At 69.8% G+C, this 16,308-nt stretch carries 14 protein-coding genes, 1 pseudogene and 1 other annotated feature; of the genes and pseudogenes, 1 reads left to right on the forward strand and 14 read right to left on the reverse strand.

Annotation, left to right across the window (positions count from 1 at the left end; genetic code table 11):
• Positions 1-235 precede the first annotated feature (235 nt).
• A pseudogene (locus tag VQ02_RS13680) lies at positions 236-1,465 on the reverse strand (IS3 family transposase).
• Positions 1,068-1,184: a sequence feature (AL1L pseudoknot), on the reverse strand. It overlaps the preceding pseudogene by 117 nt.
• 81 nt (positions 1,466-1,546) lie before the next feature.
• Positions 1,547-1,999 (reverse strand): BLUF domain-containing protein, encoded by a 453-nt coding sequence (locus tag VQ02_RS13690; protein ID WP_048444762.1) that lies wholly within the window; start codon positions 1,997-1,999, stop codon positions 1,547-1,549.
• A gap of 222 nt (positions 2,000-2,221) precedes the next feature.
• Here VQ02_RS13690 and VQ02_RS13695 point away from each other — a divergent pair, with 222 nt between their 5' ends.
• Positions 2,222-2,698 carry a PAS domain-containing protein gene (locus VQ02_RS13695; RefSeq protein ID WP_048444763.1) on the forward strand — a complete coding sequence of 159 codons (477 nt, stop codon included), beginning with the start codon at positions 2,222-2,224 and terminating at the stop codon, positions 2,696-2,698.
• A gap of 185 nt (positions 2,699-2,883) precedes the next feature.
• Here VQ02_RS13695 and VQ02_RS13700 read toward each other — a convergent pair whose 3' ends face one another.
• The 12 genes from VQ02_RS13700 to VQ02_RS13755 all read right to left on the reverse strand — a co-directional run.
• Complete coding sequence (locus tag VQ02_RS13700; RefSeq protein ID WP_048444764.1) at positions 2,884-4,260, reverse strand: aspartate aminotransferase family protein; 1,377 nt, start codon at positions 4,258-4,260, stop codon at positions 2,884-2,886.
• Positions 4,261-4,301: 41 nt separating this feature from the next.
• A complete protein-coding gene (locus tag VQ02_RS13705) occupies positions 4,302-5,990 on the reverse strand; it encodes a hydantoinase B/oxoprolinase family protein (protein ID WP_048444765.1) in 1,689 nt (562 codons plus the stop codon).
• Positions 5,991-6,007: 17 nt separating this feature from the next.
• Positions 6,008-8,026, reverse strand: coding sequence for a hydantoinase/oxoprolinase family protein (locus tag VQ02_RS13710; RefSeq protein WP_048444766.1), 2,019 nt, complete (start codon positions 8,024-8,026; stop codon positions 6,008-6,010).
• 16 nt (positions 8,027-8,042) lie between these two features.
• Positions 8,043-8,978 (reverse strand): aminotransferase class IV, encoded by a 936-nt coding sequence (locus VQ02_RS13715; RefSeq protein ID WP_245239725.1) that lies wholly within the window; start codon positions 8,976-8,978, stop codon positions 8,043-8,045.
• 125 nt (positions 8,979-9,103) lie between these two features.
• Complete coding sequence (locus tag VQ02_RS13720) at positions 9,104-10,171, reverse strand: branched-chain amino acid ABC transporter permease (protein WP_053080360.1); 1,068 nt, start codon at positions 10,169-10,171, stop codon at positions 9,104-9,106.
• The gene (locus VQ02_RS13725) at positions 10,171-11,085 is read right to left on the reverse strand and encodes a branched-chain amino acid ABC transporter permease (RefSeq protein ID WP_048444768.1); all 915 of its coding nucleotides are present in this window, start codon (positions 11,083-11,085) and stop codon (positions 10,171-10,173) included. Before VQ02_RS13725 ends, VQ02_RS13720 begins: the two co-directional genes overlap by 1 nt.
• Positions 11,082-11,834: an ABC transporter ATP-binding protein gene (locus VQ02_RS13730; protein ID WP_048444769.1), complete on the reverse strand. Its 753-nt coding sequence runs from the start codon at positions 11,832-11,834 to the stop codon at positions 11,082-11,084. Before VQ02_RS13730 ends, VQ02_RS13725 begins: the two co-directional genes overlap by 4 nt.
• Before the next feature lie 4 nt (positions 11,835-11,838).
• The gene (locus tag VQ02_RS13735) at positions 11,839-12,615 is read right to left on the reverse strand and encodes an ABC transporter ATP-binding protein (protein ID WP_048444770.1); all 777 of its coding nucleotides are present in this window, start codon (positions 12,613-12,615) and stop codon (positions 11,839-11,841) included.
• Between the two features lie 31 nt (positions 12,616-12,646).
• Positions 12,647-13,843, reverse strand: coding sequence for an ABC transporter substrate-binding protein (locus VQ02_RS13740; protein WP_048444771.1), 1,197 nt, complete (start codon positions 13,841-13,843; stop codon positions 12,647-12,649).
• Between the two features lie 469 nt (positions 13,844-14,312).
• Positions 14,313-14,513 carry a hypothetical protein gene (locus VQ02_RS13745; protein WP_048444772.1) on the reverse strand — a complete coding sequence of 67 codons (201 nt, stop codon included), beginning with the start codon at positions 14,511-14,513 and terminating at the stop codon, positions 14,313-14,315.
• On the reverse strand, positions 14,510-15,259 hold the full coding sequence (locus VQ02_RS13750; protein WP_083469203.1) for a GntR family transcriptional regulator: 750 nt from the start codon (positions 15,257-15,259) through the stop codon (positions 14,510-14,512). Before VQ02_RS13750 ends, VQ02_RS13745 begins: the two co-directional genes overlap by 4 nt.
• Positions 15,260-15,440: 181 nt before the next feature.
• On the reverse strand, positions 15,441-16,308 hold an 868-nt coding region (locus VQ02_RS13755), incomplete at its 5' end, for a hydantoinase B/oxoprolinase family protein (RefSeq protein WP_048444773.1).

Genomic DNA, 16,308 nt, shown 5'->3' on the forward strand with positions numbered 1-16,308 from the left:
GGCGGAACGCCACGCCCGAACGGGCGCCGGCGCTGATGCGCCGGACGCCTTCGCATCGACGTGTCGATGCCAAGGCGCGAGGGTATAACAAGGTCATCGACTGAGCGGGTCGAGATGTCCTGGATGTAGGCCTCCTGGATCACGGCGGTGAGCGCCTTCTCGGCCATGCGCCGCGGCTCCAGGAAGGTCGAGAATGTGAACCACTCCGGGTTTCTCGGAGGCTGTTTGTCTTGGGTCAGGCGGCCAAGGCTTGGTCGCCGACGTGGGTATGATAGCGGGCCTCGGCCTTGGCGGGAGGGATGTTGCCGATCGGCGCGAGCAGGCGGCGGTGGTTGTACCAGTCGATCCACTCCAGGGTGGCGTACTCGACCGCCTCGAAGGAGCGCCATGGGCCGCGCCGGTGGATCACCTCCGCCTTGAACAAGCCGTTGGTCGTCTCCGCGAGGGCATTGTCGTAGCTGTCGCCGACACTGCCGACCGACGGCTCGATGCCCGCTTTGGCCAAGCGCTCAGTGTAGCGCAAAGCCAAGTATTGCGAGCCGCGGTCCGAGTGATGCACCAGCCCGCTGCCCTGGACGGGACGACGCTCGTGCAGCGTCTGTTCCAGGGCATCCAGCACGAAGCTCGCGTGAGCGCTGCGTGAGGCCCGCCAGCCGACAATGCGCCGGGCGAACACGTCGATGACGAAGGCCACATAGACGAAGCCCGACCACGTCGCCACGTACGTGAAGTCACTGACCCCACACAGCATTCGGCCGGGGAGCCTTGAACTGACGGTTGACGCGGTCGAGCGGGCAGGCTGCGGCCGGGTCGGGGATCGTGGTGCGAACGGTTCTGCCCCGCACCACTCCCGCCAAGCCCATCTTACGCATCAACCGCGCCACCGTGCATCGAGCGGTCACGATCCCCTCCCGAGCCAACTGCCGCCAGACCTTCCGCACACCGTAGACGCAGAAGTTCGCCTCGAACACGCGCTGGATCTCGATCATCAACACGGCGTCGCTGCGAGCACGAACCGGTTGCTTGCTGGGGTCAGTACGCCGGGCGGCATGCAGGTAGTAGGTCGACGGGGCGATCGGCAGCACCCTGCAGATCGGCTCGACCCCGTAGACTGCCCGATGATCGTCGATGAAGCTGATCATGGCCGCGACCGGCGGTCGAGCGCCGCCATGGCGAAATACGCTGACGCCTTGCGCAGGATCTCGTTGGCCTGGCGTAGCTCGCGAACTTCTCGCTCCAGCGCTTTGATCCGCTCGCGCTCGTCCGTCGTCTGACCGGGTCGCACACCTTGATCACGCTCGGACTGGCGCACCCCGTTCCTCAGCGTCTCGCCCGAGCAGCCGATCTTCGCGGCAATCGACTGGATCGCCGACCACTGCGACCCGTGCTCGCCCTCGTGGTCGCGCACCATCCGCACGGCACGCTCGCGCACCTCAGGCGAAAACGGGGCTGTTCGCTTCGTCATGGCTCCATCCTCTCAGAAGTTGGAGCCTCCGGGAAACCCGGAGCGGTTCACCCCAGGCGCGCCGATGCTTGAAGGTCGGCGTCAGCTGGCGAGTCTCTGTCCCTGGCGCCGGCTTACCTCGTACGCTTGCAGATCCAGCGCAAGGCTGACGATCTGCTCCGACTTGAGGCGGACAGGATCCAGCGGTCCTCCGAACCCGTGCTGTAGATAGACTTCCTGGACCTCAGGCGTGCGCATCGCGCCGCCCATCGTCCAGTTCGGAAAAAGCCGCGCCTGCGTGTCGCACTCATTCATGATCGTTGCGGATGAGTGCCGAGTGTCTCTCGCGATTCGACCATAGGTCTCCAGGACCCTGGCACGCTCGCCCTCAAGAACCTGAACGAACCAGGTTTTATCAAAGATCAGAAATCCGGTGATCCCGTCGCGGCTGTTGTTGCGCTGGGACACCGAGAGGATCTCGCGCATGTTGGTCAGCATGGCGCGGTCGCCCCCGGGCACCGTGTTGCGGCTGTAGTAGACGAGCTGGTGGATCATCGGCGTCGGGCCTTGCTGCTGGATTCGTTGCAGGCTTGACGCACCTTCAATGAGCACGCTCTACCAGAGCGTGTTCGACCATGCGCCACAATTCGAGAGTGTGATGCGGCTCACTAACAACTCCTGAATTTACGCGGCGTCGCCTGGTTCAATGCAGCGCGCCTGAGCAAGCAGTGCTTAACGATCCCTGAATTAGCTTCTCGTCGAGAGAGGAGCGCGGCCGTGACCATCGTGGATCTGATCAGGACCTTTGCCGAACCGCTCACCATGGCGGTCGTCATGACCGATGTTGATCTCGAGCGTCCTGGTCCGACGATCTTGTACACCAATCCGGCGTTCGCACGCATGAGCGGGTACACCGCTGCGCAGGTGCTCGGAGCGTCGCCCAGGCTGCTGCAGGGCCCTGGCACCGCCATGCAGCACACCCGTCTGATCGCCCGCAGGCTGCGGGCCGAAGGCCGATTCCACGGTGTTCTGCAGAATTATCGCAGGTCGGGCGAAGCCTACCTGTGTGAGATCGACGTGCGGCCGCTCCTCAACGGAGGCGGTGAGACCCTCGCGTTTCTCGCCTTCGAGCGAGAGGTGGTGCGCCGTCGCGGCAGGCCGTCGTCCAACGACCCGCACGGACGCTACCGCCCTGTCGTGCCTGAGCTTCTCGATGTGGGCGCGATGTGTGCTGCGCCCTCCCTGTTTGGCTGAGAGGCCCGCGTCTGCCGGTAGGGGCGACAGCCTCAGGCCGCACGCGGCTTCACGGTCTCGGCGGGACGCCGGCACTCGGACACCGAGCAGTGGGCAGGGCCGCCAGCGCCGGCTTGGCGAGCAGGGCGCCCTGGAACAAGCAGGTGCCAGCCGTGCGCCGCGCCATCAGTTCGGCCACATCCCGCTCAGGCGGAATCCGCGACCCAGGCCCGTGTGTCCTCGAGCGCGCGGGCGAAGCGCGCGACGACCTCGTCGACCTCGTCCTCGGTGATGATCATCGGCGGGCAGAAGGCGATCGTGTCCTGGATCGCCCGGACGATCAGGCCGTGCTCCTGGGCCCGCTCGAACAGGTGGAACGCGACCCGGCCGGGCGGGTCGAACTTGCGCTTCGTCGCCTTGTCGGCGACGAGCTCGACCGCGGCGATCAGTCCGACGCCGCGGACCTCGCCGACGAGCGGGTGGTCGGCGAAGGAGGCGAGCCGCTCCTGGAGCCGGGCGCCGGAGCGGGCGGCGTTGGCGACGAGGCCGCGCTCCTCGATGATCGCCAGGTTCTCGAGCGCGACCGCGGTCGCCACCGGGTGGCCGCTGCCGGTGAAGCCGTGGCCGAAATTGCCCAGCGCCTCGGTGTGGTCGGCGAGCCCCTGGTAGATCGCATCGCTGAACAGGACCGCGGCGAGGGGCTGGTAGGACGAGGTGATCTGCTTTGAGACGACCAGGAGATCGGGGCGGATGCCGTAATGCTCGCAGGCGAACAGCGTGCCGAGCCGCCCGAAGCCGTTGATGACCTCGTCGGCGACCACCAGCACGTCGTGGCGCCGGCAGACCGCCTGCACCTTCTCCCAGTAGGTGCGGGGCGGCGGCAGCACGCCGCCGGCGCCCATCAGCGGCTCGCCGATGAAGGCTGCCACCGTCTCCGGCCCCTCCTCGAGGATCACCGCCTCGAGTTCCGTCGCCAGCCGGTCGGCGAAGGCCTCCTCGGTCTCGCCGGGCTGCGCGTTGCGGTAATGGTGCGGGCAGGTGACGTGGCGCACGAAGGGCAGCGGCAGGTCGAAGCCGCGCTGGTTGGTCGGCAGCCCCGTCAGGCTCGCCGCCGCGATGGTGATGCCGTGATAGCCGCCCGTCCTGGCGATGAATTTCTTCTTGTCCGGCCGGCCGAGCCCGTTGTTGTAGTACCAGACCAGCTTCACCACCGTGTCGTTGGCCTCAGAGCCCGAATTGGTGAAGAACACGTGGTCGAGGCCGGCCGGCGACATCTGCACCAGTTTCTCGGCAAGCAGGATCGCCGGCTCGTTCGCCTTGTGGGTGAACGTGTGATAGTAGGGCAGCCGGCTCATCTGCCGGGCGGCGGCTTCGACCAGCCGCTTCTCGGCGAAGCCGACCCCGACGCTCCACAGGCCGGCCATCGCCTCGATGTAGGCACGGCCCTGGTCGTCGTAGACGTGGATGCCCTCGCCGCGCTCGATGATCATCGGCCCGACCCGCTCGTGCCGGCGGGCATTGGTGTAGGGGTGGAAGTGATAGGCGACGTCGCGCGCCTGGAGGGAGTTCGGCAGCAGGGTCATCGGGAGCGCCTTTTCCGAGGAGCGTGTGAAGGGGGCGGCGTTCAGCCCGCCGCGTAGACGGTGCGGGCCTGCTCGGGCGTGATGAACCCGTCGAGGAGGTCGTCGCGGACGCGGCTCCTGTCGCGCGCCTCCGGCGGGCCCCAGCCGCCGCCGGCCGGGGAGCTGATGCGGATGCGGTCGCCGGGGGCGATCGGCACGTTGGCGAACTTGCTCGGCGAGACCTTGCCGAAGGCCTCGGCGACGGTGAGCCACTCCCCGCTGCCCGCCCGCATCATCAGGAGCTCGGCCTTCGCGCCCGCGTGCCCGCCATGCAGGCCCCAGGGGCTGACCTTCTGGCGGTCGCTCATGTAGCTGAAGGTCATCGGCGTGCCGGTGCTGCGCACGGTCTTCGAGAGGGCGAGCCCGCCCCGGAAGGTGCCGGGTCCGCCCGAGCCGTCGACGAGGCGGAACTCCTCGACGTGCCAGGGGAAGCGGTACTCGAACACCTCGACCGGGATGTGCGGGCAGTTGCCGTTGATGCCGCCGACCGCGTCGTTGCCGTCGGCGAAGCTGCGCCCGCCCCAGCCGACCGGAGTGAGGTCGTAGCAGCAGAAGAACTCGCCGGTCTGCGGGTCGGTACCGCCGAACAGGAAGTTGCTGTGCGTCGCCCCGTCGGTCGCCGCCGAGCGCTCCTTGAGGCCCGGCGCCAGCGCGCCCATCACGCAGTTGGCGATCCGGCAGTGAGTCTCGGTGTTGCCGCCGACCGAGGGGCCAGGGAAGTTCACGTTCACCACCGTGCCGGGCGGGGCGAGCACCCGGATCGGCCGGAAGCAGCCGGAATTCTTCGGGATCGTCGAATCGGTGAGCTGGAGGATCGCGTTGTAGGCCGCCCCGTAGGCGACCCCGAGGGTGCCGTTGATCGGCCCCTTCGCCTGGGGCGAGGAGCCGTGATAGTCGACCACGATGTCGGAGCCCGCCACCGTGACCTCGGCCCGGATGGTGAAGGCCCGGTCCTCGATGCCGTCATCCTCCATGCAGTCGTCGAAGACGTAGCGCCCGTCCGGGATCTTCTCGATCTCCGCCCGCATCCGGCGCTCGGAATAGTCCATTAGCGCCGCGACGTGCTCGCGGAAGGCCGCGACCCCGTGCTTGCGCACGAGATCCGCCATGCGCCGCTCGCCGAGATCGGTCGCGGCGATGAGGGCGCGGAAGTCGCCGTAATTGTAGCGCGGGGTGCGGACATTCGCGAGCATCAGGCGCCAGACGTCGTCGACGTCGCGCCCCGCCCGCTTGATCTTCACCGGCGGCACCCGCAGGCCTTCGTGGAAGACCTCGGTCGCCTCGCCGGCGAAGCCCGCCGGCGCCATGCCGCCGACCTCGCAGACGTGCCCGATCGCGACCGAGAAGCCGATCAGGCTGCCCTCGACGAAGACCGGCTTGAAGAAGGTGTGCTCCGGCGTGTGCAGGCCGCCCCGGTAGGGATCGTTGTGGACGAGGACGTCGCCCTCCTCGAGCTCGGACAGGGCGATCTCCTGCACGCAGGAGTGCAGGAGGAGCGGCATGCCGCCGATCATCGAGGGGCAGAAATCGCCGGTGGCGACGAGCTCGCCGGTCGGCAGGGCGAGGCCGCAGGTGAAGTCGAGGGATTCGGAGAAGATCGTCGAGTAGGAGGTGCGCATCAGCGTCACCCCCATGTCGCGGCAGATCGACACCAGGATGCCGCCGACGATGTTGAGCGAGACCATGTCCATGGCGGGGGCTCCCGTGCTCAGGCGGTGATCAGGAGGTTGCCGGTGCGGTCGACCGTCAGGCTCTTGCCCGGGTCGAGCACCGTGACGGAGGCCGCCTCCTCGACGAGGGCGGGCCCGGCCAGGGCGTGGCCGGCCCGCAGGTCGTCGCGGGCGTAGACCGGGGTGTCGGCAAAGCCGTCGCCGAACCAGACCGGGCGCCGCCCGCGCGGCACCGCCGGGCCGTCGGCCTCCGGGATCGCGGGGAAGTCGAGGTCCCCGGTGCGGGCGGTGCCGGTGACGAGGAAGTTGACCATCTCCATCGGGTCGTCGAGGCGGAAGCCGAACCGGGCCTCGTGCTGGGCGTGGAAGGTCGCGAAGAGGGCTGCGACCTCGGCCTCGGTGAAGGAATCGGCCTCGGTCGGGATCTCCAGCTCGTAGTTCTGGCCGAGGTAGCGCATCTCGACGCTGCGCCGGATCGCGACGGCGTGGTGGCCTTGCGCCGCGAGCTCGTCCCGGCACTCGGCGACGAGGCTGCCCATCGCGGCGGCGGCGCGGGCGCGGTCGAAGGCGCGAGAGGTGAGCTGCACCGTGCGGGCGCGGTCGACCCGCGCATCCGCCATGGTGAAGCCGAAGGCGGAGAACTGGCCGGGGAAGTTGGGCACCAGGCCGCGGGGAATCGCGGCCTCGCTCATCAGGTCGCCGACATGGGGCGGGCCGGCGCCCCCGAAGGCGACGAGGACGAAGTCGCGCGGGTCGAGGCCCTGCTCGGTCAGCACCGTGTGCAGCGCCCCCACCATGTTGTTGTTGGCGATCCGCACGATGGCGAGCGCCGCCTGCTCGACCGAGAGGCCGAGCGCCTCCCCGATCGGCGCGATCGCCGCGCGGGCGGCCTCCGCGTCGAGCGCCATGGCGCCGCCGAGGAAGTTGCCGGCGCCGATGCGGCCGAGCACGACGTTGGCGTCGGTGACGGTCGGCAGGGTGCCGCCGCGGTTGTAGCAGGCCGGCCCCGGATCGGCCCCGGCGCTCTCGGGACCCACCACCAGCATGCCCCCGGCATCGATCCGGGCGATCGAGCCGCCGCCGGCCCCGATGGTGCGGATGTCGATCATCGGGACCTGGATCGGCCGGCCCCAGGAGATCTCGAAATCGGTGGTGAACTTCTCCTGCCCATCGACCACTGTCGAGACGTCGGTCGAGGTGCCGCCCATGTCGAGGGTGACGAGGTTCGGCAGGCCGAGATGCGCGGCGACGCGCTTGGCGGCGATGACCCCGCCGGTCGGGCCCGAGACGGCGATCTGGATCGGCTGCGCGACGGCCGCCTCGAGGCTCATCTCGCCGCCGTTCGAGCGCATCACGACGATGCCCGCCGCGACGCCCTGCTCGTCGAGCTGCCGGCGCATCGCCCCGAGCTGGCGGCCGACCACCGGCTTGATGAAGGCGTCGCAGATCGTGGTCGAGGCGCGGAAATGCTCCTTCCACTTCGGCAGCACCTCGTAGGAGATCGAGACCGGCACGCCGGGCAGGCGCTCGGCGAGGATCGCCTTGATCCGCCGCTCGTGCTCCGGCGCCAGATAGGAGTGCAGCAGCACCACCGCGACCGCCTCGACTCCGCCCTCGGCCTTCAGCCGGTCGGCGAGGTCGGCCACCGCCGCCTCGTCGAGGGGCTGGAGCACCGACCCGTCGGCGCCGACCCGCTCGTCGACCTCGTGGGCGTCGCGCCGCTTCACGAACGGCTTCGGCTTGACCCAGGCGAGGTCGTAATGGTGGCGCCGGTTGCCGCGGCCGATGAACGGTACGTCGCGAAACCCGCGGGTCGTCACGTAGGCGACCCGGGCGCCCTTGCCCTCGAGGAGCGCGTTCGTCGCCACCGTGGTGCCGAGCCGGATGGCCCGGATCGCCGGGATGTCGCCGAAGGCGCGCAGACCCGTCATGATGCCCTGGATCGGGTCCTGGGGCGTCGAGAGGTTCTTCCACGCCCGGAGCGCCCGGCCGGATTCGTCGTAGGCGACGAAGTCCGTGAAGGTGCCGCCGATGTCGATGCCGAGCCGGTAGGCCATTGTGCGTCCTCCCTCGTCAGGCGGTGCCTGAGGCGTAGTCGACCGGGGTGGCGTGCCAGCCGGCGGCACGCTTGTCCCAGAAGGCGTCGTGCAGGCGCCGGAAGACCGGGCCGGGCCGGTCGTTGCCCATGATCCGCCCGTCGATGCGCGAGGCCGGCATGATCCCGCCGGCGGTGGTGACGAGCAGGATCTCGTCGGCGTCGCGCAGCTCCGCGACGGTCACCGGCCGGACCGCGACGGCGAGATCCATCTCCCGGGCGAGCTCGATCACCGACTGGCGGGTCAGCCCTTCGAGCACGCCGGCATCCGGGGTCGCCAGGCCGCCGTCGGCGACCACGAACAGGTTGAAGCCCGGCCCCTCCGTCACGTGGCCGTCCTCGTCGAGGAGGACGCAGAAATCGGCGCCGCGGTCGTGGGCCTCGAACTGGCCCCGGGTCAGGTCGGCCCAGTGGAAATTCTTCGCCCGCGGATCGACCGAGCGGGCCGGGATGCGCAGGGTCTCGGCGACCACCAGGTGGGCGCCGCGCTCCATCACGTCCGGCCGCACCAGGGAGATCCACGGAAGCGCAAAGGCCGCGAGATAGTTGCGGGCATGGGCCGGGTGATAGGGCGCACCGGCGGGCGGGCGCCCGCGCAGGCAATCCATCGCCACGTAGGCGTCGCGCAGGCCCGCGAGGGCGACGCAGCGGTGCAGCACGCGCCTGATGGCGTCGTCGTCCTCCGGGGGCTTCAGCCGGAAGGCCTCCATCGAGGCGCGGAAGCGCCGGACGTGGTCGTCGAGCCGGAAGAAGGCGCCGTCGCGTACGCCGACGACGTCGTAGGTGACGTCGGAGCGGCGGTAGCCCCAGTCGGTGATCGGGATCGCCGCCTCGGCGATCGGCATGAAGCGGCCGTCGATGTAGGCGGCGCCGGCCGCCCAGGGGATTGGGGTCTCCGTGGGAGTCTCGGTCACGGGCATCCTCCGGGCTGTCATCCGAAATCCGGCCGATGGCTTCCGGCAACCGCCGCGCGGTCGCTTTCGCGATGCGGATGTCGGCTTCGTTCAAGCGTGCCACGCGAAGCTTCGCCGCGCGGGCTTTAGGACGCCGCCTCCGGCCGGGGGCTCAGGCCCGCCGGGGCGGCGGGGGCCGGCCTGCCCGAAGGCAGGACGAGCTCGCGGCCGCGGCTGAGGCCGTTGGGGCGGAAGATCAGGATCAGCGCCATGACGAGGCCGAGCCCGATCTCCTGGCTGCCGGCGGGCAGCGCCAGGATCGTCCCGCCGAGCGCGATGCCCCGCTCGAGGAGGCGCAGCACCTCGACCACCGCCGTCACCGCCACGACCCCGGTGACGGCGCCGGTGAGGCTCGCCTGCCCGCCGACCACCAGCATGGCGATCGTGATGAAGGACAGGCTGAGGTAGAACGGGTCGACCGTCAGGATGCCGAGGAACTGGGCGTAGAGCCCGCCGCCCATGCCGGTGATCGCGGCGCTGAGCACGAAGGCGACGAGGCGCATCCGCACCACCTTCACGGCGGACGCGCTCGCCGCGACCTCGTCGTCGCGGGAGGCCCGCAGCATCAGGCCGAAGCGCGAGACCTGGAACCCGTAGGCCGCGAGGATCGCGAGCCCTGCGAAGGCGTAGGCGGTCCAGGGGCCGACCACCGTCGGGATGCCGACGATCGAGCTGACGCCGGCGGTGACCGAATCCCAGTTGGCGTAGACGCTGTTGACGATGATGAGGAAGGCGAAGGTGGCGATCGAGGCGGCGGTGCCCGACAGCCGCATGATCGCGAGGCCGAGCCCGAACGAGACGACGGCCGGCAGGAGGATCGCGCCCAGGATCGCGGCCCAGAACGGCAGCTGGTTCTCCTGCAGCACCACCGGCAGGCCCTGCAGCATGATCTGCTTGAACGACGGCTCGGCCGTGGCCCAGGCCGCCGCGTAGGCGCCGATGCACATGAAGCCGACCTGGCCGAAGGAGATGATGCCGGAATTCCCGATGAAGACGGACAGGCCGACCACGACGACGACCCGGATGAACATCTCGGTCAGCGTCACCTGCACGGCGTCGCCGCCCACGAGGCTCACGGTGGCGATCAGCCCGAGGAGCAGGATCAGCAGCAGGGGCGTCTGATGGCGGGCGAGGAGGCGCATCATGGTCTCCATCAGACGCGCTCGATCGCGCTGCGGGCCGGCACCAGGCCGCTCGGGCGCACCAGCAGGACCAGGATCACGAAGGCGAAGGCGAAGGCGTCGCGGAAGGCGCGCAGGTCCGGCGGCAGGTAGGCCTGCAGCATCGTGACGATGAGCCCGATGGTGAAGCCGCCGACCACCGCCCCGACGAGGCTGCCCATGCCGCCGACCACCACCGCCACGAAGGCGAACAGCGCCAGCGGCACGCCCATCGTGTGGCTGAGCGAGCCGGACTGCGTCGTGGTGAGGAGCGATACCACGCCGGCGAGGACGCCGCTGATCGCGAAGGCGAGCCCGATCACCAGGTTGCCCCGCACGCCGAGATACTGCGCCATGCGGAAATCCTCGGCAGCCGCCCGCATCTGGATGCCGTAGGGCGTCTTCTTGAGGAAGAGCGTCAGGCCGCCCATCAGCATGAGGGTCACCACCAGGGTGACGAGCTGGAGCATCGGCACCCGAAGCTCGCCGATCAGGATCTGGCTGTTGGCGCCGCTCCATAGGTCGACGGCCTTCGGCCGCGCGCCGTAGGCCATCAGCACGCCGTTCTGGATGATGTAGCTGACCGCGAAGGAGGCGATCATCAGGCTCGGCGGGGAGGCGCGGCGCAGGGGGCGGAACACCAGGGCGTCGGTGAGGAGGGCCGCCACGATCACGATGAGGCAGATCGTCGGGATCATCACCGGCCAGGGCCAGCCGCCGATGAGGAGGCGGGCGGTCACGTCGGCGGAGGGCACGATCAGCGCGTAGGCGCCCACCGTGATGAAGTCGCCGTGGGCGAAGTTGATGAGCCGGAGGATGCCGAACAGGAGCCCGATGCCGAGGGCCACCAGGGCGTAGATGCTGCCCAAGCTCACGGCGTCGACGAGGTTCTGCAGGAACGGGATCACGCGCTGGCCTCCGCCGGTTGGGCCGCCCGCTCGCCGAAGCCGAAATAGGCCCGGGCGATCGCCTCGCCGTCCTTCAGGTCGGCGGCCCGGCCCTCGAGCTGGATGCGCCCGCCGCGCAGGACGGAGATGCGGTCGGCATGCTTGAGGATGCGGGTCGAGCTCTGCTCGTTGATGAGCAGGGTGAGGGAGGCCTGGCGGCGCAGGTCGAGCAGAATCTCGTAGATCTGGTCGATGATCTTCGGCGCGAGGCCGAGGGAGGGCTCGTCGACGAGGAGGAGGCGCGGCCGGGTCATCACCGCGCGGGCCACCGCCAGCATCTGCTGCTCGCCGCCGGACAGCCGCCCGGCCGGGCTGTGCAGCCGCTCGCCGAGGCGCGGCAGCAGCGACAGGATGCGCTCGCGGTCGGCCCGCGCCGCGGCGCGGTCGCCGCGGAGCTGGCCGCCGATGGCGAGGTTCTCGTCCACCGTCAGGGTGCCGAAGATGTGACGCCCCTCCGGCACCAGGGAGACGCCGAGCCGGGCGATCCTCTCCGGGCGCTCGCCCCGGATGCTGGCGCCGTCGAGGCGGATGTCGCCGGCATGCGGGACGACGCCGCCGGCGATGGCAGCCATCGTCGTCGACTTGCCGGCGCCGTTCGGCCCGATGATGCAGACGACCTCGCCCTCGGCGACCGACAGCGAGACGCCCCGCAGGGCGACGAGGTCGCCGTAGCGGACATGGATGTTCTCGACGCAGAGGAGCGGCGCCATGGCGTCAGGCCTCCATGCCGAGGTAGGCGGCGAGCACCGCCTCGTCACGCTGGATCTCGTCGGGCGTGCCCACCGCGAGCGTCCGGCCGCCGTCGAGGACGTGGATGCGCCGGCTGATGCCCATCACCACCCGCATGTTGTGCTCGATCAAGAGCACGCCGCAGGTGAAGGTCGAAGGAATCGAGGCGACGAGCTCCATCAGCTCCTCGCACTCGGCGTCCGACATGCCGGCGGCCGGCTCGTCGAGGAGCAGGAAGGCCGGCGACAGGACGAGGGCGCGGGCGATGCCGAGGCGGCGCTGGTCGGTATAGGCGAGCGCGCCGGCCGGCAGGCCGGCCTTGTCGGCGAGCCCGATCCAGTCGAGCATCGCCCGGGCGTGCTCGCGGGCGGCGCGGAGCGACAGGCCGAGCCCCGCCCCCGTCACCTCGACGTTCTCGATCACGCTCATGTCGCGGAAGAGCCGGCCGGCCTGGAAGGTGCGGGCGACGCCGCGGGCGCGGAACTCCGCGGCGCTCCAGCCCGCCGTGTCGGTCTTGCCCAGGCGCACCCGCCCCTCGGTCGGGCGCTGGAAGCCGGTGAGGCAGTTGACCAGGGTGGTCTTGCCGGCGCCGTTCGGGCCGATCAGCCCGAACACCTCGTGGCGGTGCAGGGTCAGGCTGACGCCCGAGATCGCCGCGAGACCCTGGAAGCGCACCACGAGACCGTCCGCGGACAGCTCCGAGGCGTTGGTCAGGCTGCGGTCGACGCCCCTGACCGCCGGTTCGGCGTAAGCGTGCTGCATGGAAGGACCGTCCCTGCGTCTGAGGAGCCGGCTACTTCTTCAGCCGGTAGAGGACGGCGTCCGGAATGGTCTCCTTGATGGTCCATTCCTCGACCGGGCTCTCCTTGCCGTCGGCGTAGGAGACGACGATCATCGGCATCTTGGTCTGGATGTGGAGCTTCGGCGTGAAGGTGCGCGGCCCCAGGATGGTCGGGGCGTTGTCGGCCTTGTTGAGCTCGGCGACGACCTTGGCGGCGTCGGTGGTGCCGGTCGTCGTCACCGCCTTCGCCCAGAGGTCGAGATAGGCGTAGATCGGGTAGGCGTACTGGGTCGTCGGCGGCTTGCCGTACTTCCTGGCGTAGGCCGCGGTGAGCTCGTTCACCGGAGCGCGCGGGTCGTTGACCGTGAGCGCCTGGACCGGCAGGTAGAAGTCCTTCAGGCCCGGCGTCGAGTTGAGCCAGTAGGTGCCGTCCATCGCGGTGGCGCTGAACACCGGAAGGTTCACCCCGGCGGCGCGCAGCTGGCGCACCGCGCTCGCCGCGCCCGGATTGGTCGAGCACAGCATCACGTGGTCGACGCCGCCGGTCCGGATCGCGTCGTTGAGGCGCGTGATCTGCGAGTTGATGGTGGGATCGAGACCCTTGAAGGTGTCCTGGCCGACGATCTTGCCGCCGACGGTCGGGAAGTTCCATTCGTAGCCGGCGCAGACCGACTTGTTGTACTCGATGGTCTCGTCGACCAGCATGTAGCCCTTGCGCACCCCCTTCTTGGCGTAGCCCCAGCCCGCCATCACGGCGCCTTCGAGCTGGCCGGCATTGTTGGCGGTGAAGGAATAGGGGCCGACGCCGATCACGCCGGCCTTCGGGTCCGAGGCACCCATGAAGACCGAGACCACCCCGGCCTTCTGGGCCTGCAGCGCGGCCGGGGCGCCGTAATCGTAATCGGCCGAGACCAGGAGCAGGTTGGCGCCCTGGTCGATCAGCTGCTTGCCGACCTTGGCACCCTCGACCCGGTCGGTCTTGGTATCGGCGGTGACGACCTTGATCGGCTTGCCGAGGAGGCCGCCCTTCTGGTTCGTCTGCTCGATCCAGAGCTGGGCCATCTTGGCGGCCTCGCCGTCATAGGCCTCCATCCAGCCGGAGAAGGCCACCGCGAGCCCGATGGTGATGCCGTCGGCCGCCGCCGCCGGCCGTGCCCCGAGGGCGAGGGCCGTGGCCAGCACCGCGCCGATGATCCGCTTGCAAGTCATCGTGTCCTCCTCGCGAAGGCCGGGCGCACCGGCCGCCTCTGGTCTGCTCGCGCGTCGCCGGGGCGGAGCCAGGCAGCCGCTCTCGTTCGCGGCCCGGGGGCCGCGCTGGATCGCTTGGTGGTCTTGCGTCGAGCCAGGCTGTCGACGGGACAGCACCGGTCACTTCGCACGGCCCGCAACCTCATCCCGAGGTCGACGGGTGACAGGGCAATCGATCTCCCTGAGCCGTGTGATGATCCCCGAAAGAACTGACATCCTCCGGGTCATTCCGGGGCCGCGCAGCGGAGCCCGGAGTGCCGAAGGCACGCCCAGACACTCTAGGTGGGACAGACTCGAGCGGAACGCCGACGGGTATTCTGGAATGCCATCCGCGGTTCTGGATTCCGGGCTCCGCTGCGCGGCCCCGGAATGACGTGGTGGGTGTCGATAGTGTCGAGCGAGCCAAACAGGCTCTTGGGACGATCACGAATCACGACTTCGTCTCGGGCGCCTCACGCCGCCGCTCCTCCCGCTCCGCCTCCCAGGTGACGCACCAGGCGGAGCAGTAGGTCCTGCCGTTCGCCCGGACGGTCTCGGGCGCCTCGTTGGCCGGGTTCTCGTAGAGGAGGATGCCGCAATTCGGGCACTTGGCGTAGCTCTCGACGTAGAGCCGGTTCGGCGCGAACTTCATCCCCGTATCCTCCGACCCTGGCTCGGCGGCGCGCCCTCGGCGCCGACCAGCGGCTCGCCGCGGCCGGTCCGGCCGTACATCCGGTGGACGAAGGCCCAGGTCGTCTCGAGGTGGTGCTGCATCGCCGCGACCGAGCGCTCGACGTCGCCGGAGGCCAGCGCCTCGACGATCGGCAGGTGGGCGAGCGCCGAGTGCAGCGGCGGCTCGCGCTCGAGGTCGACGTAGGCGATGAGCATCTGCACCTCGGTGTCGATGCCCTCATGCGCCCGCAGGGTCTGGCGGTTGCCGGACAATTCGCAGATCCGCCGGTGCAGGGCCATGTCGGTCTGGTGCAGCTCGGCGAGCCGGCCCGCCCGGGCGGCCGCCGCCATGCGCTCGACGAGGCGCGCGAGGTCGTCGTGGTCGGCTCTGCGCATCCGCGGCAGGGCCTGGCGGATCGCGAAGGATTCGACGCAGATCCGGAACGAGAACACGTCGTCGACGTCCTGCGGCGTGAACCGGCGCAGGAAGTGGCCGCGCCGCGGCGCCGAGACCAGGAAGCCGCGCTGGGCAAGGCCCGAGACGGCCTCCCGCACCGGGTTGCGGCTGATGCCGAGCGTGCGGGCGAGCTCGGCCTCGTTGATGCGGTCGCCCGGGCGCAGGCGCCCGGAGGTCAGCGCGTCCAGCAAGTAGTGCCGCACCTGATCCGACAAGCTCAACGTGTCGATCAGCCTCTGCACGGCGCTCGTCTCCGGCATTCGGGACATGAACGGTCTTCCTCCTGCGGGCGGCAAGCGCCGGGGCGGATCGAAAACCAACCATCTGCTTTCGAATACAAGAATTGCAGACAGTGGACAGTTTAATAAGTCGATATTGTCTGTCAACGTAAAGGCTTGCAGGAATGTTGAGCGACGCCTGCCCGCTGCGTGAGCAGGCGCCGCCCGAGGCTCAGGCGTCGCGCCACGACGCGGCCGAGCGCGTGGCGAACTGCTCGCGGAACTGCGCGGTCGAGCGCGGCAGGAGGGTGCCCTTGTCCCAGTCGAGGAGCACGCCGTAGCGGCGCACCACGTCGAGGGTGTCGAGGCGCCCGGCCCGGTATTCTTCCGCAACGTGCTCGGGATCGGTCTCGAGCCAGCCCCGGCGCTGCCCGCGGATCTCGGCCCGCAGCGCCTCGGTCGCCACGGCATCGACCTCGTAGCAGCACAGCTCGGCGTCGATCACCCGGATCACCACGCCGTAATCCTTCGCTGCCCGCGCGACCGAGACGTAGTCGTCGGCCACGTCCTCGACGACCTTGGCCGGGTCGCGCTCGAGGGGATCGCCGAAGCCGCCGCCGCCGGCGGTCGGGCGGCTGAAGGTGTCGCCGGGCCCGATCGGCACGTCGGAGAAGACCGAGCCGAGCCATTCCTCGTCCTGCCCGGCGCGGGTGAGGGAGAGCCCGTGCGGCATGGAGGGCAGGCCGCCCTCGATGCCCCAGACCACCGCCCGCTCGCGGTCGCAGATGTAGGAGATGACGCTGCCCTCGGCCTCGAGCATCACCGAGGTCTTGCGCACCCCGGCGCCGCCGCGCCAGCGGCCGGGCCCGGCGGAGTCGGTCAGGATCTCGTACTCGGTGGTCAGGATCGGGTTCGCCCGCTCCTGGCCCTCGACCGGCTGCGACATCAGGCCGGTGCCGAAGCAGGCGGTGGTGACGTTGCTGCCGTCCTTGCCGTTGCGCCCGCCCCAGCCGCCGGGCAGCCAGTCGTAGAACATGTAGATCGGCCTGTCGGCCCGGCGCCCGTCGCGGCCGCCGGTCAGCAGGTATTCGAGGTTGAAC

It is taken from the genome of Methylobacterium variabile (assembly GCF_001043975.1).
GTDB classification, from domain to species: Bacteria; Pseudomonadota; Alphaproteobacteria; order Rhizobiales; family Beijerinckiaceae; genus Methylobacterium; species Methylobacterium variabile.

Coding starts and splice junctions, on each gene's coding strand:
- VQ02_RS13690 (WP_048444762.1), bottom strand. CDS start 1,999: ATGATCCACCAGCTCGTCTACTACAGCCGCAACACGGTGCCCGGGGGC.
- VQ02_RS13700 (WP_048444764.1), bottom strand. CDS start 4,260: ATGACCCTGCTGCCGAACTCCCTCCAGGCGCGCGACGTCGCCTATCAC.
- VQ02_RS13705 (WP_048444765.1), bottom strand. CDS start 5,990: ATGGACATGGTCTCGCTCAACATCGTCGGCGGCATCCTGGTGTCGATC.
- VQ02_RS13710 (WP_048444766.1), bottom strand. CDS start 8,026: ATGGCCTACCGGCTCGGCATCGACATCGGCGGCACCTTCACGGACTTC.
- VQ02_RS13720 (WP_053080360.1), bottom strand. CDS start 10,171: ATGGAGACCATGATGCGCCTCCTCGCCCGCCATCAGACGCCCCTGCTG.
- VQ02_RS13730 (WP_048444769.1), bottom strand. CDS start 11,834: ATGGCGCCGCTCCTCTGCGTCGAGAACATCCATGTCCGCTACGGCGAC.
- VQ02_RS13735 (WP_048444770.1), bottom strand. CDS start 12,615: ATGCAGCACGCTTACGCCGAACCGGCGGTCAGGGGCGTCGACCGCAGC.
- VQ02_RS13740 (WP_048444771.1), bottom strand. CDS start 13,843: ATGACTTGCAAGCGGATCATCGGCGCGGTGCTGGCCACGGCCCTCGCC.
- VQ02_RS13745 (WP_048444772.1), bottom strand. CDS start 14,513: ATGAAGTTCGCGCCGAACCGGCTCTACGTCGAGAGCTACGCCAAGTGC.
- VQ02_RS13750 (WP_083469203.1), bottom strand. CDS start 15,259: ATGTCCCGAATGCCGGAGACGAGCGCCGTGCAGAGGCTGATCGACACG.